The sequence below is a fragment of the Streptomyces sp. NPDC001231 genome, from assembly GCF_042896885.1.
GTDB lineage: Bacteria > Actinomycetota > Actinomycetes > Streptomycetales > Streptomycetaceae > Streptomyces.
Genome location: NZ_JBIAXS010000023.1, coordinates 49775 through 67302, shown reverse-complemented (window position 1 = coordinate 67302; position 17528 = coordinate 49775). Strand labels below are relative to the sequence as shown.

17 protein-coding genes are annotated in these 17528 nt (G+C 72.1%); 7 read left to right on the top strand and 10 right to left on the bottom strand.

Annotated elements, in window-relative coordinates:
• Positions 1–20: 20 nt before the first annotated feature.
• Together ACFY3J_RS26160 and ACFY3J_RS26155 are read right to left on the bottom strand one after the other, a co-directional pair.
• Entirely contained in the window at positions 21–713 is a 693-nt protein-coding gene (locus tag ACFY3J_RS26160) for a hypothetical protein (RefSeq protein WP_384184856.1), read from the bottom strand.
• 263 nt (positions 714–976) lie between these two features.
• Complete coding sequence (locus tag ACFY3J_RS26155; RefSeq protein ID WP_384184859.1) at positions 977–2041, bottom strand: biotin/lipoate A/B protein ligase family protein; 1065 nt, start codon at positions 2039–2041, stop codon at positions 977–979.
• A gap of 216 nt (positions 2042–2257) precedes the next feature.
• Here ACFY3J_RS26155 and ACFY3J_RS26150 point away from each other — a divergent pair, with 216 nt between their 5' ends.
• The 7 genes from ACFY3J_RS26150 to ACFY3J_RS26120 all read left to right on the top strand — a co-directional run bounded on the left by ACFY3J_RS26150 (position 2258) and on the right by ACFY3J_RS26120 (position 9414).
• The gene (locus ACFY3J_RS26150) at positions 2258–2527 is read left to right on the top strand and encodes a hypothetical protein (protein WP_384185105.1); all 270 of its coding nucleotides are present in this window, start codon (positions 2258–2260) and stop codon (positions 2525–2527) included.
• 118 nt (positions 2528–2645) lie between these two features.
• Complete coding sequence (locus ACFY3J_RS26145) at positions 2646–3560, top strand: hypothetical protein (protein WP_390841851.1); 915 nt, start codon at positions 2646–2648, stop codon at positions 3558–3560.
• A gap of 57 nt (positions 3561–3617) precedes the next feature.
• Positions 3618–5444 carry a gamma-glutamyltransferase family protein gene (locus ACFY3J_RS26140; RefSeq protein WP_390841850.1) on the top strand — a complete coding sequence of 609 codons (1827 nt, stop codon included), beginning with the start codon at positions 3618–3620 and terminating at the stop codon, positions 5442–5444.
• Between the two features lie 141 nt (positions 5445–5585).
• Entirely contained in the window at positions 5586–6437 is an 852-nt protein-coding gene (locus tag ACFY3J_RS26135; RefSeq protein ID WP_384184868.1) for an inositol monophosphatase family protein, read from the top strand.
• Between the two features lie 392 nt (positions 6438–6829).
• The gene (locus ACFY3J_RS26130) at positions 6830–8239 is read left to right on the top strand and encodes a phytoene desaturase family protein (RefSeq protein WP_384184871.1); all 1410 of its coding nucleotides are present in this window, start codon (positions 6830–6832) and stop codon (positions 8237–8239) included.
• The gene (locus ACFY3J_RS26125) at positions 8236–8748 is read left to right on the top strand and encodes an O-acetyl-ADP-ribose deacetylase (protein ID WP_384184873.1); all 513 of its coding nucleotides are present in this window, start codon (positions 8236–8238) and stop codon (positions 8746–8748) included. The genes ACFY3J_RS26130 and ACFY3J_RS26125 overlap by 4 nt, the downstream gene beginning before the upstream one ends.
• A 126-nt stretch (positions 8749–8874) precedes the next feature.
• Positions 8875–9414, top strand: coding sequence for a manganese efflux pump MntP family protein (locus ACFY3J_RS26120; RefSeq protein WP_384184875.1), 540 nt, complete (start codon positions 8875–8877; stop codon positions 9412–9414).
• A gap of 224 nt (positions 9415–9638) precedes the next feature.
• On the opposite strand, the gene pqqE is transcribed toward ACFY3J_RS26120, so the two are convergent.
• From pqqE to katG, 8 genes are all read right to left on the bottom strand, one after another.
• Positions 9639–10763, bottom strand: a complete 1125-nt coding sequence (pqqE, locus tag ACFY3J_RS26115; RefSeq protein ID WP_384184878.1) for a pyrroloquinoline quinone biosynthesis protein PqqE — start codon at positions 10761–10763, stop codon at positions 9639–9641.
• Complete coding sequence (gene pqqD / locus ACFY3J_RS26110; protein WP_384184880.1) at positions 10756–11085, bottom strand: pyrroloquinoline quinone biosynthesis peptide chaperone PqqD; 330 nt, start codon at positions 11083–11085, stop codon at positions 10756–10758. Before pqqD ends, pqqE begins: the two co-directional genes overlap by 8 nt.
• 5 nt (positions 11086–11090) lie before the next feature.
• Entirely contained in the window at positions 11091–11789 is a 699-nt protein-coding gene (gene pqqC / locus ACFY3J_RS26105; RefSeq protein WP_384184883.1) for a pyrroloquinoline-quinone synthase PqqC, read from the bottom strand.
• Between the two features lie 4 nt (positions 11790–11793).
• The gene (pqqB, locus tag ACFY3J_RS26100) at positions 11794–12678 is read right to left on the bottom strand and encodes a pyrroloquinoline quinone biosynthesis protein PqqB (protein ID WP_390841849.1); all 885 of its coding nucleotides are present in this window, start codon (positions 12676–12678) and stop codon (positions 11794–11796) included.
• Positions 12679–12805: 127 nt separating this feature from the next.
• Positions 12806–12919, bottom strand: coding sequence for a pyrroloquinoline quinone precursor peptide PqqA (gene pqqA / locus ACFY3J_RS26095; protein WP_384184888.1), 114 nt, complete (start codon positions 12917–12919; stop codon positions 12806–12808).
• 46 nt (positions 12920–12965) lie between these two features.
• On the bottom strand, positions 12966–14666 hold the full coding sequence (locus tag ACFY3J_RS26090; protein ID WP_384184891.1) for a PQQ-dependent dehydrogenase, methanol/ethanol family: 1701 nt from the start codon (positions 14664–14666) through the stop codon (positions 12966–12968).
• Positions 14667–14685: 19 nt separating this feature from the next.
• Positions 14686–15147, bottom strand: a complete 462-nt coding sequence (locus ACFY3J_RS26085; RefSeq protein ID WP_384184894.1) for an MSMEG_3727 family PQQ-associated protein — start codon at positions 15145–15147, stop codon at positions 14686–14688.
• A 197-nt stretch (positions 15148–15344) separates the two neighbouring features.
• Positions 15345–17495, bottom strand: coding sequence for a catalase/peroxidase HPI (gene katG, locus ACFY3J_RS26080; RefSeq protein WP_390841875.1), 2151 nt, complete (start codon positions 17493–17495; stop codon positions 15345–15347).
• Positions 17496–17528: the final 33 nt, after the last annotated feature.

The window sequence follows — 17528 nt, the reverse complement described above, 5'->3', positions numbered from 1 at the left end:
TCACCGCCCGGGGAGGACGGTCAGCCCGTGCGACCGTTCTCCAGGGCGGCCATCGCCTCCTTGGCGGCCTTGATGGCGCCCTTGTTGATCTCGTCCGTGCTCGGTGCCTTCTTCGACTCGAAGTCGCTGCCGTTGTACGTGACGACCACGATCGCGTTGGCGGCGCGGGCCAGCACCAGGCCCTCGCGGGTCTCCTGCTTGTCCTCGGTGGTGAGGTTCACCACCGAGTAGGCGCTGTCCCCGAGGCCGGGCACGGCCCCGCCGCCGCTCTTGTCGGTGGTCCGCTGCTCGTACGACTTCAGCGCCGCCTCGTCCGTCGCCATGATCTCGAAGGACACGTCGAGCCAGCGGTAGTCGTAGTCCTTGAGCGCGTTCCAGGAGCAGGTCCGGCGCACCTTGGTGTCCGTCGACGGGATCTCCTTGCCCGCCGCCTTGGCACCCGGCACCAGGGACGTGATCGTCTTCTCGGCGATGCTGGTGCACGGCGCGGGGGCGGACGCGTACGTCTTGGTCACCGCGGTCGACGACGGCGCGGACGGCTCGGAGGACGAGCCGTCGTCGGCGCCGCGGTTCTCCTGCTGTGCGGCCTTGGGATCGGCGGCGGCCGGGGAGGCGGCGAACGGGCCCGACGTCAACGCCCAGCCCGCGCAGGCGAGCACGACGACCGGACTCAGACGCGCGGTGAGCGCGAGGGGGAGAGGAAGTTCACGCACGGCGCACTTCTCGTGTGGGGGACGGACGCGGTGGGAAGCGATTCCGCACCGCGGACGGGACCTCAGTGTCACATGACTCCTCGTGTGGCGGAAGCGGTACTCCGCTCCGTGCCCGCGCGGTTACGGCCGCCCACTCCTGACGTACCGTTTGCCGTTTATGTCCCGGCCCAGGGAGGGGAAACGGAGCAGGACCCTTGAGGCCGCGCGGGGCAACTCCTCGTTCCCGCCCAGGAGTCGGGGGCCGGTGACGGTGCGCGTGAACGCTACGGCACCCGCGCCGTCCACTGGTCCGAACCGAACTTCGTCCGCGCCAGCTCCCGCGCGCGGGCCAGCTCCTCGTCGGTCGCCTTGCCGACTGTCAGCCCGTACCGGGCGCGGAAGGACCCCACCATCCGCGCGATGACCTCCTCGCGGGCGAGCCCGGTCTGCCGGCGCAGCGGGTCCACCCGCTTCTTCGCGCTCCCGATGCCCTTGTCGGACAGCTTCTCCCGCCCGATCCGCAGCACCTCCAGCATCTTGCCGGCGTCGATGTCGTACGACATGGTCACGTGGTGCAGCACCGCTCCGGGCCCTCCGCCCGGTGCCACCATCCGCTTCTGCGCGGCGCCCGCGATCTTGCCCTGGTCGGTGGCGATGTCGTTCAGCGGCTGGTACCAGGCCCGGATGCCCATGTCGCCGAGGGCGCCGAGCACCCAGTCGTCCAGGTAGGCGTAGCTGTCCTGGAAGGACAGCCCCTGCACCAGCGCCTCCGGCACCGACAGCGAGTACGTGATCGTGTTGCCCGGCTCGACGAACATCGCGCCGCCGCCGGAGATCCGGCGCACCACCTCGACGCCGTGCCGCGCCGCCCCCTCGGGGTCCACCTCGTTGCGCAGCGACTGGAAACTGCCGATGATCACCGCGGGCGCGGCCCACTCCCACACGCGCAGGGTCGGCGGACGCCGGCCCGCGGCGACCTCCGCCGTCAGTACCTCGTCCAGTGCCATGTGCAGTGCGGGGGACTGCGGGCCCTCGTGGACGAGCTGCCAGTCGTAGTCCGTCCAGTCCGTGGCGTGCGCCAGCGCGCGGCGCACCGCGATCCCGACGCCCTCGGACGTCAGCCCGTACATCACGGTGCCCTCGGGCAGCGCCGCGTCGATCCGGGCGGCCAGGCCCGCCGCGGCGGTGTCCGCGGGGGCGCCCTCCAGCGCGCGGTTCACGGCGTCCAGCGCCTCGTCCGGCTCCAGGAAGAAGTCGCCCGCCACGCGCACGTGCCGCAGCGAGCCGTCCTCGACCTCCACGTCCACGACGACGAGCTTGCCGCCGGGGACCTTGTACTCACCGTGCACAGTCCGACCTCCGATCCGCCGCAGCAGAGCAACACTGCGGACCGCCATGGTGTTCCCACGGCCGGGCCGGGTGCGGGGGAGGTCACACGGGTGCCGGGGCGGACCTGTCGTGGCGTGCCTGCGTCGGCTGTGCAGCGGGCAGGGGAAGGTCCAGCAGTTCGCGTATCCGGCGGACGTACGCGTCTCGGCCGGATCGTCGATGATGTCCCCGCTGTATTGCGCTTCCGTCTGGCCGCGCACGGCATCACGCTGCCGTCCCTCGGTGTCGACCTGCCGAGCTTCGCCGCCCGCTGTCCGAGCCGGTCCCTCATCGCGCTGGGCAACTGCAACCCGCTCACGGCCCGCGCCCTGCTCGACGCGCTGAGCGTGCGGTGGGGTGTGGATCGGTGGCCCGGCGGCAAGACCGTGTGGTGCGAACTGGCGGCCCAGCCGTCAGGGGCTGGGCGCGACGCGCACCGGTTTCAGCGCGTACCGGTTTCAGAGTGATGAGGCCGAGGACGAGTCGACGAGTGTGTCGATATGCGCGAAATGACCGTCGGGATGATCGCGGCCGAGTGTTGCTGTACAGTCCGCGCCGCTCCGCCGTGACGTAAGGAAAAGGTCCATGCGAACCAGCCTCCGGTGTGCCCTCGTGCTCGTACTCCCGCTCGTGCTCTCGCTGGACGCATGCGGAGTTGAGGCGGGGGAGCCGGCCGGGGCGGCGGGAAGCCCCGAGGTGGCGGCGCCTTCGTCCGCGACGCCCGAGCCGTCCGCGACGCCCGAGCCGTCCGCGACGCCCGAGCCGTCCGCGACGCCAGAGTCGCCGTTGGACTTCCTCGACCTCGCGGCGAAGGCGATGGCCGAGGAGCCCGCCTGGACCTTCTCCGTGAAGGGGGAGGAGGGGCTCACTCTCCAGGGGCAGAAGAACGCGGCGACCTACCGGGCCACGGTCCGGCGCGCGATGAAGCCGGAGGTGCTGCGGTCCGAGGGCGTCATCACCAGCAGCAAGGGGACCAGGAAGAACGAGGAGATGTACGTCGCCGACGGCACCGCCCACCTCAGGGAGGGTGACGCGCCCTGGAAGCACGCACCCGTCACCGACCCGGAGATGCGGAACAAGGTCGAGGACCCGGTCGCGGTCGTCGAAGAATTCCGGACGTACGCGAAGGCCGCCGGGGGAGACGTGAAGGCGACCGATACGGGCGGCGGCACCGTGGAACTCCGCGTCGCGAGCGGCAAGCGGAAGCTGAGTGCCGTCGCGGACCGGGCCTGGGCGAAGAAGGCCAAGCGCGAGTTCGATCCGACGGCTGAACAGCTCCGCAAGGCGGGGGTGGCCGTCGAGGACGCCCAGTTGACGCTCTCCGGCCTCGACGAGGTACTGGTCCTGGACGCGAAGACGTACCGGATCAGGAGTCACCGGCTGGACTTCGGTTTCCTGATCCCGTACGGCGGCGCCGACATCACGTTCGAGCAGCATGTCGGTGAGGAGAACCAGGGGGTGTACGCCGGGAGGATTGAGCCGCCGGCGGACGTGCGCTGAGATGAGGTCGTGCGCCCGGACCGACCGACGCGCGGAAACAGCGAGGTAGGACACCGCATGTTCACCACCCGGCCCACCCTCCAGGGCACCTTCGGCATGGTGTCCTCCACCCACTGGCTCGCCTCGCAGTCGGCGATGGCCGTGCTGGAGGACGGCGGCAACGCCTACGACGCGGCCGTGGCCGGCGCCTTCGTACTGCACGTCGTGGAGCCGCACCTGAACGGGCCCGCCGGTGAGGTGCCGATCCTGCTCGCCCCGGCGGGCGGCGAGGTGCGGGTGCTGTGCGGGCAGGGTGTCGCCCCGGCCGGGGCGACGGTCGCGCACTACCGGGCGCTCGGGCTGGACCTCGTACCCGGCACCGGCCCGCTCGCCGCCGCCGTGCCGGGCGCGTTCGACGCGTGGATGGTGCTGCTGCGCGACCACGGCACGAAGTCCCTCGACGACGTCCTCAAGTACGCCGTCGGGTACGCCGAGCACGGGCACGCGCCCGTGGAGCGCGTCGGCGAGACCGTCGAGACCGTGCGGAGGCTGTTCGAGACCGAGTGGACCTCGTCCGCAGAGGTCTACCTGCCCGGCGGACACTCGCCGCGCCCCGGCACGCTGCTGCGCAACCCCGCGCTCGCCGCCACCTGGAAGCGGCTGCTCACCGAGAGCGCGGGCGCGGGGGACCGGGAGGCGCGGATCGAGGCCGCGCGGGAGGTGTGGCGCACCGGTTTCATCGCCGAGGCGCTGGTCCGGCAGGCCGGGCGGCCGACGCTGGACACCAGCGGCGAACGGCACACCGGCACCCTGACGGCCGCCGATCTCGCGGCCTGGTCCGCGACCTACGAGACTCCGGCGACGTACGACTGGAACGGCTGGACCGTGTGCAAGGCCGGACCCTGGAGCCAGGGCCCGGCGCTCCTCCAGCAACTCGCCCTTCTCCCGGCCGAACTGCCCCCGTACGGCTCCGCCGACTACGTCCACCTGCTCATCGAGGGCTGCAAGCTCGCCATGGCCGACCGGGAGGCCTGGTACGGGGACGCCGCCGAGGTGCCGCTGGCGGAGCTGCTGTCGGCGCCGTACAACACGGAGCGGCGGAGGCTGGTCGGCGCCGCCGCCTCGTACGAGCTGCGGCCCGGCAGCCCAGGCGGGCAGGTCCCGCGGCTGAGCACGCACGCGCACGCGGTGGCCGCCGGCGAGGGCGAGTTCGACGCGATGGGCGTCGGCGAGCCGACGTTCGCCAAGAGCCCCACGTCACCTGGGCCGGGCGAACCCGACGTGGCCGCCGACGGCGGCACGCGCGGTGACACCTGCCACATCGACGTCGTCGACCGCTGGGGCAACATGGTCGCCGCCACACCCAGCGGCGGCTGGCTCCAGTCCAACCCCGTCGTGCCCGAGCTGGGCTTCCCGCTCGGCACCCGGCTCCAGATGGCCTGGCTGGAGGAGGGCCTGCCCAACTCGCTGACGCCGGGCCGCCGTCCACGCACCACCCTCACCCCGTCGATCGCGCTGCGCGACGGGGTGCCCGTCATGGCGTTCGGCACGCCCGGCGGCGACCAGCAGGACCAGTGGCAAACGCACTTCCTCCTCGCGGTCGCGCTGCGCGCCGCCGTCCGCGGCGGCCTCGACCTCCAGGGCGCCATCGACGCGCCGAACTGGCACAACGACAGCTTCCCCGGCTCGTTCTACCCGCGTGGGTCGCGCCCCGGCAGCGTCACCGTCGAGTCCCGCATGGACGCGGAGGTCGTCCGGGAACTGCGGCGCCGCGGTCATGACGTGACCGTCGGCGGGCCGTGGTCCGAGGGACGCCTGTGCGCTGTCGCCCGCTGCCCCGAGACCGGCATCCTGTCCGCGGCCGCCAACCCGCGGGGGATGCAGGGGTACGCGGTCGGCCGGTGAAGCCGGCCGGCGTCCGCCACGCGTCGGCCGCGGGCCTCCACCGGACGTACCGGGATGTCCGATGACGGGTGTTCACGCCGATTCCATCCGGAGTGCACCGGCCCGGCGGGGAATGTCAGTGGGGCATGGTCTCATAGAGACATGATCCAAGAGACGGAAACCATCGAAGAGTTTCTCGCACGTCACTCGGCCGACGTGGAGGAGGCGGTCCGCAAGGCCGCCGCGGCCGAGATCATGCCCCGTTTCCGGCGGCTGGCGGAGCACGAGGTGGACCAGAAGTCCGGACCGCACGACCTGGTGACGGACGCGGACCGGCTGGCCGAGCGGTACCTCACGGACGCGCTCGGCGCCCTGCTGCCGGGCTCCGTCGTGGTCGGCGAGGAGGCGGTGCACGCCGACCCGGCGGTCTACGAGGCGGTACGGGGCGACGCCCCCGTCTGGATCGTCGACCCGGTCGACGGAACACGGCAGTTCGTGCACGGCGACCCCGGCTTCTGCACCCTGGTGGCCCTCGCCCGGCACGGGGTCGTGCTCGCCTCCTGGACGTACGCGCCGGCGCGCGACCAACTCGCCACGGCCGTACGCGGTCAGGGCGCCTTCCTCGACGGCGTACCCCTGCGTTGCGGTGCGCCCGAGCCGGGGCGGCCCCTCGAAGTCGCCACGTCCCACCCCGACTACACGACGGACGAACAGAAGCGGGCCCTGCGCGGCCTGTGGGCGGACGGTGTCGCGCCGCGTCCCTGCGGGTCGGCGGGCCTGGAGTATCTGGCCGTCGCCCGGGGCGAGTTGGACGCCACGGCCTTCTGCTGGGAGGCGGCCTGGGACCACGCGGCGGGCCTCCTCCTGGTCGAGGAGGCGGGCGGCACCCACCTGACCCTGACCGGCACCCCCTTCCGCATCACGGGCGGCAACACCCTGCCCTTCACAGCAGCCCGCAACACGGCCACGGCCCGCCACATCACCGGCCTCCTCACCGCCTCGCCCGGCGCGTAAGGCCCGCCCCCGGCTCCCTGATCCCGGCGAGCCCGGGTCGGGATCAGGGAGCCGGCCCCGACCCTGGCGAGTTCGGGTACGGGGGCGCCGGCCCCGACCCCGGCGAGTCCGCTCACGCTGGGCTTCGGCCCGATCACGGTGCCGGACTCCGCCCCGGGCCTGTGGGGCCGGGTCTGTCACCGGGCCCCCTACCCCGAGGGCCGCCCCCCAGGGCTTCCCCGTCCCGAAGGGCCGCCCTGTCTCCGGGCACAACCGCCCAAGGGCGCCGGGGCAGCCCCCTGCGACACCGCCCTGTTCCGGAGCCCGCCGCCCCGCCCTCGGTGTGTCGGGGGTGCGGCATATCCTGGGGCTGAGTGGCCATCGGCTGACTAGGGGGTCCGAAGGTGCCGTCGATGCTCGATGCGGTCGTGGTGGGTGCGGGGCCGAACGGACTGACCGCTGCCGTGGAGCTCGCCCGCCGCGGCTTCGACGTGGCGGTGTTCGAGGCGCGGGAAACCGTGGGCGGCGGTGCCCGCACCGAGGAGCTCACCCTGCCCGGCTTCCGGCACGACCCCTGCTCCGCCGCACACCCCCTCGGCATCAACTCGCCCGCGTTCCGCACCCTGCCCCTGGAGCGCTACGGCCTCGAGTGGCTGCACGCCGAGCTGCCCATGGCGCACCCCTTCCTGGACGGCACGGCGGCCGTGCTGGCCCGTTCCGTCGCCGAGACGGCCGCCTCCTTCGGACCGCGCGACGCGGGCACGTACCGCAGACTGGTCCAGCCGTTCCTGCCCGGGTGGGACACCCTCGCCCGCGACTTCATGTCGCTGCCCCTGACCGCGCTCCCGCGCGACCCGGTCACCCTGGCCCGCTTCGGCCTGGTCGGCCTGCTCCCGTCCACGTGGCTGATGCGCCGCTTCCGGGACGAGCGGGCCAGGACCCTCTTCGCCGGCCTCGTCGCCCACGTCATGGCCCCCCTCGGCGGCTTCGCCACCGGCGCCGTCGGCCTGATCTTCGCACTCGCCGCGCACGCCCGCGGCTGGCCGGTGGCCCGCGGCGGCTCCCAGGCGATCTCCGACGCCCTCGCCGCGTACCTCAAGGACCTCGGCGGCGCCCTGCACACCGACTACGAGGTCAAGCGCCTCGACGACCTGCCGCCCGCTCGGGCGTACGTCTTCGACACCTCGCCCACCGCGCTGGCCCGCATCGCCGGCCTCGGCCGCTACTACGACGGCTACCGCTACGGCCCCGGCGTCTTCAAGATCGACTACGCCCTGGACGGCCCGGTGCCGTGGACCGCGCGGGAGCCCCGAGGCGCCGGCACCGTGCAGATCGGCGCGGACAGCACCGAGATCGGCACCGCGCTGCGCGCCGCGTCCCGCGAGGGCCGCGCCCCCGACCCGCCCTTCCTCATCACGGTCCAGCCCAGCGTCGCCGACCCCACCCGCGCCCCCGCGGGCAAGCAGGTCTTCTGGGCGTACGGCCATGTCCCCAATGGCTGGACCGGCGACCTCACCGACGCCGTGGAACGCCAGTTGGAACGCTTCGCCCCGGGCTTCCGCGACCGCGTACTCGCCCGCGCCACCGCCGGCCCGCCCGAGATCGCCGCCCGCAACGCCAACTACGTCGGCGGCGACATCGCCTCCGGCTCGGTCTCCGGGCTCCAGATCCTGCTGCGCCCGAAACCGTCGCTGTTCCCGTACAGCACCCCGCACCCGGCCGTCTTCATCTGCTCGTCGGCCACCCCGCCGGGCCCCGGCGTGCACGGCATGTCGGGGCACAACGCCGCGAAGGCCGTCTGGAGGAGGCTGCGGCAGACATGACCACCGTCATCAAGCTCGTCCAGGGCGACATCACCAGGCAGCGAGCCGACGCGATCGTCAACGCCGCCAACTCCTCCCTCCTCGGCGGCGGGGGCGTCGACGGCGCCATCCACCGCCGCGGCGGCCCCGCGATCCTCCAGGAGTGCCGCGCCCTGCGCGCCTCCCGCTACGGCAAAGGCCTGCCCACGGGCCAGGCGGTCGCCACCACGGCCGGCGAACTGGACGCCCTCTGGGTGATCCACACCGTCGGCCCCGTCCACAGCCGCACCGAGGACCGCTCGCACCTGCTGGCCTCCTGCTACCGCGCGTCCCTCGGCGTCGCCGACGATCTGGGCGCCCGCACCGTGGCGTTCCCGGCGATCTCCACGGGCGTCTACCGCTGGCCGATGGACGACGCGGCCCGGATCGCGGTGGAGACCGTGAGGGAGACCGGCACCTCGGTCGAAGAGGTCCGCTTCGTCCTCTTCGACGACCGGGCCTACGAGGCGTTCACCGCACGCGTCGGCTGAACCGGCTACCCCCGTACGGGACGGAACTCCGGCAAATCGCCATATATCATGGCTGATTATGGCGGGTGGGAGCCGAGGCACAGTCACTCACGTCGGCGTCGGTCGTCATCGGGCAGTGACGTCGCCATGATCTGGGAGATGCTGGGCCTGGGTTTCGTACTCGGCCTGGACAATTTCCGGGTGTCGATAGCGCTCGGCACCGTCCCCTTCGGTCTGAAGCGCGCGATGCAGGTCGCGCTGACCTTCGGGCTGTGGGACGCGGTCATGCCGCTGGTCGGGCTGCTCATCGGCCGCGAAATCGGGGAGGCCGTCGGGGGTGTCGCCGATGTGGTGGGCGCGGTCGCGCTCGGCGGGTACGGCCTCTACCTCGTCATCTCCTCCCTCCGGAACCCCGAGCCGGACGAGCTGGACCACCCGTGGGCGCTGTTCGGCATCCCGTTGACGCTGAGCCTGGACAACCTGGTCGCCGGCGCGAGCCTGGGCATCCTCGGGCTCTCGCCGTGGTTCTCGGCCCCCGTCTTCGGCCTCGTCACGGCGGTGATGTCGCTGATCGGGCTCCAGCTCGGGCGGGCCGCGGCGCGCCTCGTCCGGATCCGCGCGGACCTGGTGAGCGGGGTCAGCCTGATCATCGCCGCGGCGGTGCTGCCGTTGGTGTTCGGCAGCTAGTGCCCGACAGGCAACGTTCGCCCCGTCGCGACGCCCGGCACGCTCCCCCCAAGCTCTTCGAGCAGGGGGGACCCCACTCGCCGCACCGGCCGGAAGCCCCAGTACGTCCAGTACGAGGACTTCCGGCCGGCACTCCCCCAAGCTCTTCGAGCAGGGGCCCTCAGAGCACGCACCGGACGCCGCTCCTTCACGGGCAAACGTCGCCTGCCGCGGCACTAGCCCGCTCACTCGGCCCCGGAGGCGGGCTGACCGGCTCGACCCGGCCGGCGGCCCCGGTGCGAGCGGGGGATCAGCCGAAGGGCCTCGGCGCGCGAGCCGGCGTTGGCGGCCTCGACCGCCCGGGCGACCAGGTCGTGGTCGGGCGACAGATGACAGACCGGGTCGGTGCGGGCGGCGTCGCCGGTGAGCAGGAACGCCTGGCAGCGGCACCCGCCGAAGTCCACCTCCCGCCGGGGACAGCTCCGGCACGGTTCCGGCATCCAGTCGGTACCCCGGAAAGCGGTCATCACCGGGGACTCGGCCCAGATCCGCGCCAGCGAGTCCTCCCGCACGCTGGCCCGCGGCAACGGCAGGGACTGGGCGGCCGGGCAGGGCAGGACGTCGCCGTTCGGCGTCACGGTCAGCTGCCGGGAGGCCCAGCCGCTCATGCAGGGTTTCGGGTAGCGGCTGTAGTAGTCGGGGAGGACGTAGATGACGTCCATGCGGTCCCGCAACCGCTCGCGGGCGGCCCGCACGACGACCTCGGCCGCCTGGAGCTGCGCCCGGCTCGGCAGCAGCGCGTCACGGTTCCGCCAGGCCCAGCCGTAGTACTGGGTGTTGGCCAGCTCCACCCGGTCGGCGCCCACCTTCTCGGCCAGCCCGAGCACGTCGGCGACGCGGTCGATGTTGTACCGGTGCAGGACCACGTTCACGGTGAGCGGCCAGCCCAGCTCCTTGACCACGCCCATCGCCTCGACCTTGCGCTCGAAGGACGGGATCCCGGCGATCCGGTCGGACACGGCCGGTTCGTCGGCCTGGATGCTGACCTGCACGTGGTCCAGTCCGGCGGCCCGCAGCCGCTCGGCCCTCGGCCGAGAGAACCCGACGGCGCTGGTGATGAGGTTGGTGTAGAGGCCCAGGTCGTGGGCGTCCGCCACGATCTCCACCAGGTCGCGCCGCAGCAGCGGTTCCCCGCCGGACAGGTGGCACTGGAGCACCCCGAGGTCGCCGGCCTCGGCCAGCACCCGCCGCCACTCGTCGGTGGCCAGCTCGTCCCGGTAGTCGCCCAGGTTCAGTGGGTTGGAGCAGTACGGGCAGGCCAGCGGGCAGCGGTAGGTGAGCTCGGCGAGCAACCCGAACGGGCTATCCATCGGCGAGCTCCACCCAGCGCCGGGCGACGAGCCGGGCCAGGAACCGCCGCACCTCGTCGTCGGGGACGGACTCGTAGCGCGTGCCCAGCTCGGCCATGATCTCGGCCACGGTGCGCCGCCCGTCGCACAGCTTGAGGATCTCCGCGCCGCTGCCGTTCAGCACCACCACCGTCTCGGGGTGCAGCAGGACCGGACGCTGCCTGGTCCGGGAGTAGGCCAGCCGGACATGGCGCGCCAGGCGGGGCCGGTCCGTGCCGGCCACCTCGACGAAGGGGCGGGTCCCGGATGTGGTCCGGGTCGTTCCGGTAGGGGTCGGGTCCATGGTGGTCACTCCGGGTAGGCCTGGTCGACGGCGTCCATCAGGCTCCACAGGACGTCGCACTTGAACGACAGCGCGTCGACGGCGCGTGCCTGGGACTCGGCGGAGAGGCAGTGCGCCGTGACCACCTCGAGGGCGTGCTCGCAGTCGCGGGGCGCCTGCTCCAGCCGGGCACGGAAGTAGGCGAGGCCCTCGGGGTCGATCCACGGGTACCACCGCTCGAACGCGGCCAGCCGCGCCGCCATCAGATCGGGCGCGAACAGCTCGGTGAGCGAGGACGCCACCGCCTCCACCCACGGGCGGGTCCGGGCGAAGTTCACGTAGGCGTCGACGGCGAACCGCACCCCGGGCACCAGGTGCCGGTGGTCCCGGACCTCCTCGCGGGTCAGCCCCGCGGCCTCGCCGAGGCGCAGCCACGCCTCGATGCCGCCCTCGCCGGCGGCGGTGCCGTCGTGGTCGGTGATCCGCCGGATCCAGCGGCGCCGGACCTCCAGGTCGGGGCAGTTGGAGAGGATCGCGGCGTCCTTGCGGGGGATGTTCTCCTGGTAGTAGAAGCGGTTGGCCACCCAGCCCCGGACCTGCCGGCGGCTCAGCCGGCCGGCGTTCATCCGGACGTGGAACGGGTGCTGGTCGTGGTATCGCCGCGAGTGGGCCCGCAACGCCTCGACGAAGCCGTCGGCGCCGGTTCTCGTGGTCGTTGTCGTCACGGCGCTACACCTGGACCTCTAGGCCGTCCGTGGCCACTTCCATGCCGCTCTTCTCCACGATACGACGCTCGGGAGTGTCCTCCAGGAGGATCGGGTTGGTGTTGTTCATGTGCACGAAGACCGTCCGCCGCACGCCCAGCGACGGGAGCTGCGCCAGGCTGCCGTCCGGGCCGTCGATGGGCAGATGGCCCATCTCCCTGGACGTCCTGCCGGCCAGGCCGAGCCGTACGAGTTCGTCGTCGCGCCAGCAGGTCCCGTCGATCAGCAGGCATGCGCAGCCCTCGATCTCCCCGCGCACCGCCGGCGCCAGCGACTGCACCCCCGGCAGGTACACCAGCGTCCCGCCGCTGCGCTCGTCGGTCAGCCGGTAGCCCACTACGCGGCCGTGGTCCTGCCCGGTTCCGAACCGGTCGCGTTTGCCGGTGGGCACGTCGAACGCCCGGCAGGACAACCCGTCCGCCAGGGCCAGGCAGGCGCCGGGGGTCACCGCCCGCCACTCGACCGGGCAGTAGCGTTCGAGCGTGCGCAGGATTCCCGAGCCGACGCACAGGGTCTCGCGCACCGCCGGCGTGGCGTACAGCCGCAGGGCGCGGGCCTCGCGCAACAGCAGCAGGCCCAGCGTGTGGTCCAGCTCGGCGTCGGTGAGCAGCACCGCCTCCAGCGGCGTCGTCCGGTCGTCGCGCGGGTGCAGTCCGGGGAAGGCCTCGATCTGGGCGCGCACGTCGGGTGAGGCGTTGACGAGGAACCACCGGCGGCCGTCGGCGCTGACCGCGACCGACGACTGGGTGCGCGCGAGACCCCGGGAGCGGACCGCGGCGCACACCGGGCAGCCGCAGTTCCACTGCGGGGAGCCGCCCCCCGCCGCCGAGCCCAGCACGCGCAGCAACACGCCGGCACTCCGTTCGTCGAAGCGGTCCGGGCCCGTCGCCGGCCCGGTCGTCCCTGGCCGTACCGAGCTGTCGGGGGGCGCCGGACCGGGTCCGGCGCCGTCCCGCGTCCGCCGGTCCGTCAGTCCGCTAGTCCTCCATCCGGGCCACGTACATGGTCACCTCGGCCGCGACCGCGATCTCCTCGAACTCGGGCGTCTCCCACACTTCGAGCGCTTCCAGCACTTCGAGCTGAGACTCCATGGATTCACCTCCTCTCTGCCCGAACGGGGCAGGTTCCGGTCCCGCGCTACGGCGATTCCGGGAGGGCGAAGACCATCAGGGCGCTTCCGTGCCCCGCGCCGAGCATGCCGGGGAGGAATCCCTCGGCCCATCCGCCCCAGCCGACGGGCACGGCGATGTACTGCCTGCCGTCGACCATGTAGGTGGTCGGGCTGCTGTGGTGGCCGCTTCCGCACTGGAACTGCCACAGCAGTTCCCCGGTGCGGGCGTCGAGCGCGTTGAACTCCCCGGAGGCCTCACCGGCGAACACCAGGTCGCCGCCGGTGGCCAGCACCGAGGCGCACATCGGGAGTTCGTTGCGCCACCGCCACTTCTCCTCGCCGCTCGCGTCGAACGCGCTGATGGACCCGGCCATGTCCTCGATGTCCACCTGAACGCCCGCGCCCCAGTACGGAATGCTCTCCTTGAACTCCCGGCGCTGCCGGGTGGCCGTGGCTCCGGTGTCCTGGACCGGGACGTAGAAGAGCCCGGTCTTCGGGCTGTAGGCCGCGTGCGTCCATTCCTTGGCACCGGCCGGGCCCGGGTAGAAGTGGACCGGCACTCCCTCCTTGTCCGGGTACGCCTTCGCCGTCACCTGGCCGTCCCTCGTGATCGCTCCCCAGGTGATGCGGTCCACGAAGGGGGTGATCCCGACCCTCTCGCCGTTCGTGCGGTCGAGGACGAAGAAGTAGCCGTTCTTGTCGAAGTGGCCGAGCAGTTTGCGTCCGTCCCGCTCGAACAGGATGCACTCGGCGATGCTGTCGTAGTCCCACACGTCGTGCGGGGTGCACTGGTAGTGCCAGCGGATCTGACCGCTGTCCACGTCGACGGCGATGATGCAGTCGGTGAAGAGGTTGTCCCCCTCGCGGACGGCCCCGTCGAAGTCGGGCGCCGGGTTGCCGGTGCCGACGTACAGCAGGTTGGTCTCCGGGTCGAAGGTGCCGGTGACCCAGCAGTTCGCCCCGCCCCGGGCCCAGGCCTCGCCGTCGGCGGGCCAGGTCTCCGAGCCGGGCTCCCCGGGCTTCGGCACCGTGTAGCAGCGCCACTGGTGCTCGCCGGTCTCGAGGTCGAACGCGTCGAGGTGGCCCCGTACGCCGAACTCGCCGCCGGAACTGCCGACGATGAGCAGGTTCTTCACGACCAGCGGGGCGAGGGTGGCGCTCTCTCCGGCGCGGACGTCTCCGTAGGTCCTGTCCCAGACCCGCTTGCCGGTGGTGGCGTCGAGCGCGAGTACACGGGCGTTCGCGGTGACGAAGAAGACCTTCCCCTGCGCCACGGCGACCCCGCGGTTGACGTTCCCGCAGCACAGGGAGACGTCGAAGGGGACCGCGTGCTTGTACCGCCAGATCTCCACACCCTTCTTCGCGTCGAGGGCCCAGACCCAGCCGTCCCAGCCGGAGAGGAACATGACCCCGTCGACGACGATCGGGGCGGCCTCGAAGGAGTAGGTCGACGCGCCCGCGATCAGTCCGGTCGTGCCGGCCTGGAAGACCCACGCGGGGACCATGCGCCTGACGCTCTCCGTGTTGATCTGGTCCAGCGGGCTGTACCGCTGCCCGTCGTAGGCGCCGTAGTAGGTGAGCCAGTTCTGTGGCTCCTCGCGGGCGTTGAGCAGGCGTTCGTAGTCGACGTCGGCCACCACGGGCGGCGCGATGTCCCCGCCCGCGACCTTGCCGCTCAGGCTTCCCTGGTCGACGGCCCAGCCCGCGTCCACGTACTCGACGGCCATGTGCTCCACCTCCTTCTTCCTACGGCCGCGGCTGTTCGGGGCGGTCGAGGCGGGCCTCCGGCGGAGCGTCCCCCATGACGACGATGGCCCCGGTCAGACCCCGGCCCTCGTCATTGCCCGTGGGCGAGCCGAACCAGTAGTAGCCCGGTCCGTCGAGGTTGAGGGCCGCCCGTCCCCGCGAATGGTTCACCAGCCAGATGAATTTCCGGTCGCCATTGCTGGGCAGGAGCGCACAGTGCGTGTTCCGGTCGTCATTGACGAGTTCGAGCTCGATATCGCCTCCATGGGGCATGACCAGAATCGAGGGATCCCAGGCCAGCTCGTCCGGGTGAATGCGAATGGTGGCCTCCATGCGGCCGTCCGGCCTCACGGTGGCCTGCCCAATGCTTCCGGTTCCCAGCACTTGCCCCAGCGCTGCCTTGTTCTGCCCGGCCAACCCGATCGTGTCGAGGAGGTTGGATCGTTCCTGCGCGGTCGTCATCGGGGCTTCACTCTCCTCACCCGAAACCGAAGGGACCTTGAGTTCACGAATTTATAAATTCGCGCCGAAAAGGGTAAAAAAATTGGTTATCAACAAGCACGCTACGCCGGAGGAATCACACCGGGCGGCGCATGCCGTTCGTCCGCGACCAGCCACCGTTCGTACCCGAAGTGCCGCCGTCGGGAGGGGCGGAGGAATCAGGCGAGGTCGTACCGATCGAGGTTCATGACCTTGTCCCACGCGGCGACGAAGTCCCGCACGAACCTCTCCCGCGCGTCGTCGCTCGCGTAGACCTCCGCGAGGGCACGCAGCTCGGAGTTCGAGCCGAAGACGAGGTCGACGCGACTGCCGGTCCACTTCACCTCGCCGGTGGCGCGGTCGCGGCCCTCGAAGGTTTCCCCGGTCGCGGACGTCGGGCTCCATACCGTGCCCATGTCGAGCAGATTCACGAAGAAGTCGTTGGTCAGCGACCCGGGCGCCGAGGTGAAGACACCCAGCGGCGACTGCCGATGGTTGGCGCCCAGCACCCGCAGGCCACCCACGAGGACGGTCATCTCGGGCGCGCTCAGGTCCAGCAGGTTCGCACGGTCGACCAGCGAGTGCTCCGACAGCAGCCGATCGCCCTTGCCGCGGTAGTTGCGGAACCCGTCCGCGGCCGGCTCCAGCGGGGCGAAGGACTCCGCGTCCGTCCACTCCTGGGCGGCGTCCGTGCGCCCCGGTGCGAAGGGGACCTGGACCTCATGGCCGGAGGTCCTGGCGGCCTGCTCGACGGCGGCGGCTCCGCCGAGCACGATGAGGTCGGCCAGCGAGATCCTCTTGTCCCCGGTCTGGGCGCTGTTGAAGGATTCCTGGATCCCCTCCAGGGCGCGCAGCACCCGTGCCAGCGTGTCGGGGTCGTTGACCTCCCAGTTCCGCTGCGGCTCCAGACGGACGCGCGCGCCGTTCGCCCCGCCCCGCTTGTCGCTGACGCGGAACGTCGAGGCAGACGCCCACGCCGTCGAGACGAGCTGGGAGACCGACAGCCCGGAGGCGAGGATCCGGCTCTTGAGCGCGGCGACGTCCGCCGCCCCGACCAGCTCGTGGTCCACGGCGGGGACCGGGTCCTGCCAGCGCAGGATCTCCCGGGGGACCAGCGGCCCGAGGTAGCGCCGGATCGGGCCCATGTCGAGGTGCGTCAGCTTGAACCAGGAGCGGGCGAACGCGTCCGCGAGCTGGTCCGGGTGCTCCAGGAAGCGCCGCGCGATCGGCTCGTAGACCGGATCCGACCGCAGCGCGAGGTCCGTCGTCAGGATCGTCGGGGCGTGGGTCGCCGACGGGTCGTGGGCGTCCGGCACGGTGCCGGCCCCGCCGCCGTCCCTCGGGATCCACTGCCACAGACCGCCGGGGCTCAGCTCCAGTTCCCACTCGTAGCCGAACAGGGTCTCGAGGAAGCCGTTGTCCCACCTCGTCGGGGTGGGTGTCCACGTGCCCTCCAGCCCGCTGGAGATGGCGTCCGCTCCCTTTCCGGTGCCGTAGCCGCTCTTCCAGCCCAGGCCCTGCTGTTCGAGCGGGGCGCGCTCGGGCTCGGGGCCGAGGTGGGTGTCCGGGTCGGCCGCGCCGTGGGTCTTGCCGAACGTGTGGCCGCCCGCGATCAGCGCGACGGTCTCCTCGTCGTTCATCCCCATGCGCCGGAACGTCTCGCGGATGTCCCGGGCGGCGGTGAGCGGGTCCGGGACGGTGTTCGGACCCTCCGGGTTGACGTAGATGAGGCCCATCTGGTCGGCGGCCAGCGGGCTCTCCAGCTTCCGGACGCCGCCGTGGCGTTCGTCGCCGAGCCAGGCGCGCTCGGGACCCCAGTAGACGTCCTCGTCGGGCTCCCAGACCTCCGTCCGGCCGCCGGCGAAGCCGAAGGTCGTGAAGCCCATCGTCTCCAGGGCGCGGTTGCCCGCGAAGACCATCAGGTCCGGCCAGGAGATCTTGCGGCCGTACTTCTTCTTCACCGGCCAGAGCAGCCGGCGCGCCTTGTCGAGGTTGCGGTTGTCCGGCCAGCTGTTCAGCGGCGCGAAACGCTGCATGCCGGCGCCCGCGCCACCGCGGCCGTCGTCGACCCGGTACGTCCCGGCGCAATGCCACACCATCCGGATCACGAGCGGCCCGTAGTGGCCGAAGTCGGCCGGCCACCACTCCTGCGACGTCGTCAGCACCTCGTCGACATCCCGCGCCAGGGCGTCGAGGTCCAGCGTCCGGAACTCCGCGGCGTAGTCGAAGCCCTCGCCCATGGGGTCGGCCATGGCGGGGTGCTTCCGGAGGACCGCCAGGTCGAGCCGGTGCGGCCACCAGTCGCGGTTGCTCGCGCCCCCGGGGTTCATCGCGCCGGCAACGGCGTCCCGACTGTCCGTCAC

Excerpts from the sequence above, each read along its gene's own strand:
- ACFY3J_RS26145 (WP_390841851.1), top strand. The coding sequence starts at position 2,646 with ATGCGAACCAGCCTCCGGTGTGCCCTCGTGCTCGTACTCCCGCTCGTG.
- ACFY3J_RS26140 (WP_390841850.1), top strand. The coding sequence starts at position 3,618 with ATGTTCACCACCCGGCCCACCCTCCAGGGCACCTTCGGCATGGTGTCC.
- ACFY3J_RS26135 (WP_384184868.1), top strand. The coding sequence starts at position 5,586 with ATGATCCAAGAGACGGAAACCATCGAAGAGTTTCTCGCACGTCACTCG.
- ACFY3J_RS26130 (WP_384184871.1), top strand. The coding sequence starts at position 6,830 with ATGCTCGATGCGGTCGTGGTGGGTGCGGGGCCGAACGGACTGACCGCT.
- ACFY3J_RS26125 (WP_384184873.1), top strand. The coding sequence starts at position 8,236 with ATGACCACCGTCATCAAGCTCGTCCAGGGCGACATCACCAGGCAGCGA.
- ACFY3J_RS26120 (WP_384184875.1), top strand. The coding sequence starts at position 8,875 with ATGATCTGGGAGATGCTGGGCCTGGGTTTCGTACTCGGCCTGGACAAT.
- pqqE (WP_384184878.1), bottom strand. The coding sequence starts at position 10,763 with ATGGATAGCCCGTTCGGGTTGCTCGCCGAGCTCACCTACCGCTGCCCG.
- pqqD (WP_384184880.1), bottom strand. The coding sequence starts at position 11,085 with ATGGACCCGACCCCTACCGGAACGACCCGGACCACATCCGGGACCCGC.
- pqqA (WP_384184888.1), bottom strand. The coding sequence starts at position 12,919 with ATGGAGTCTCAGCTCGAAGTGCTGGAAGCGCTCGAAGTGTGGGAGACG.
- ACFY3J_RS26090 (WP_384184891.1), bottom strand. The coding sequence starts at position 14,666 with ATGGCCGTCGAGTACGTGGACGCGGGCTGGGCCGTCGACCAGGGAAGC.
- ACFY3J_RS26085 (WP_384184894.1), bottom strand. The coding sequence starts at position 15,147 with ATGACGACCGCGCAGGAACGATCCAACCTCCTCGACACGATCGGGTTG.
- katG (WP_390841875.1), bottom strand. The coding sequence starts at position 17,495 with ATGAACCCCGGGGGCGCGAGCAACCGCGACTGGTGGCCGCACCGGCTC.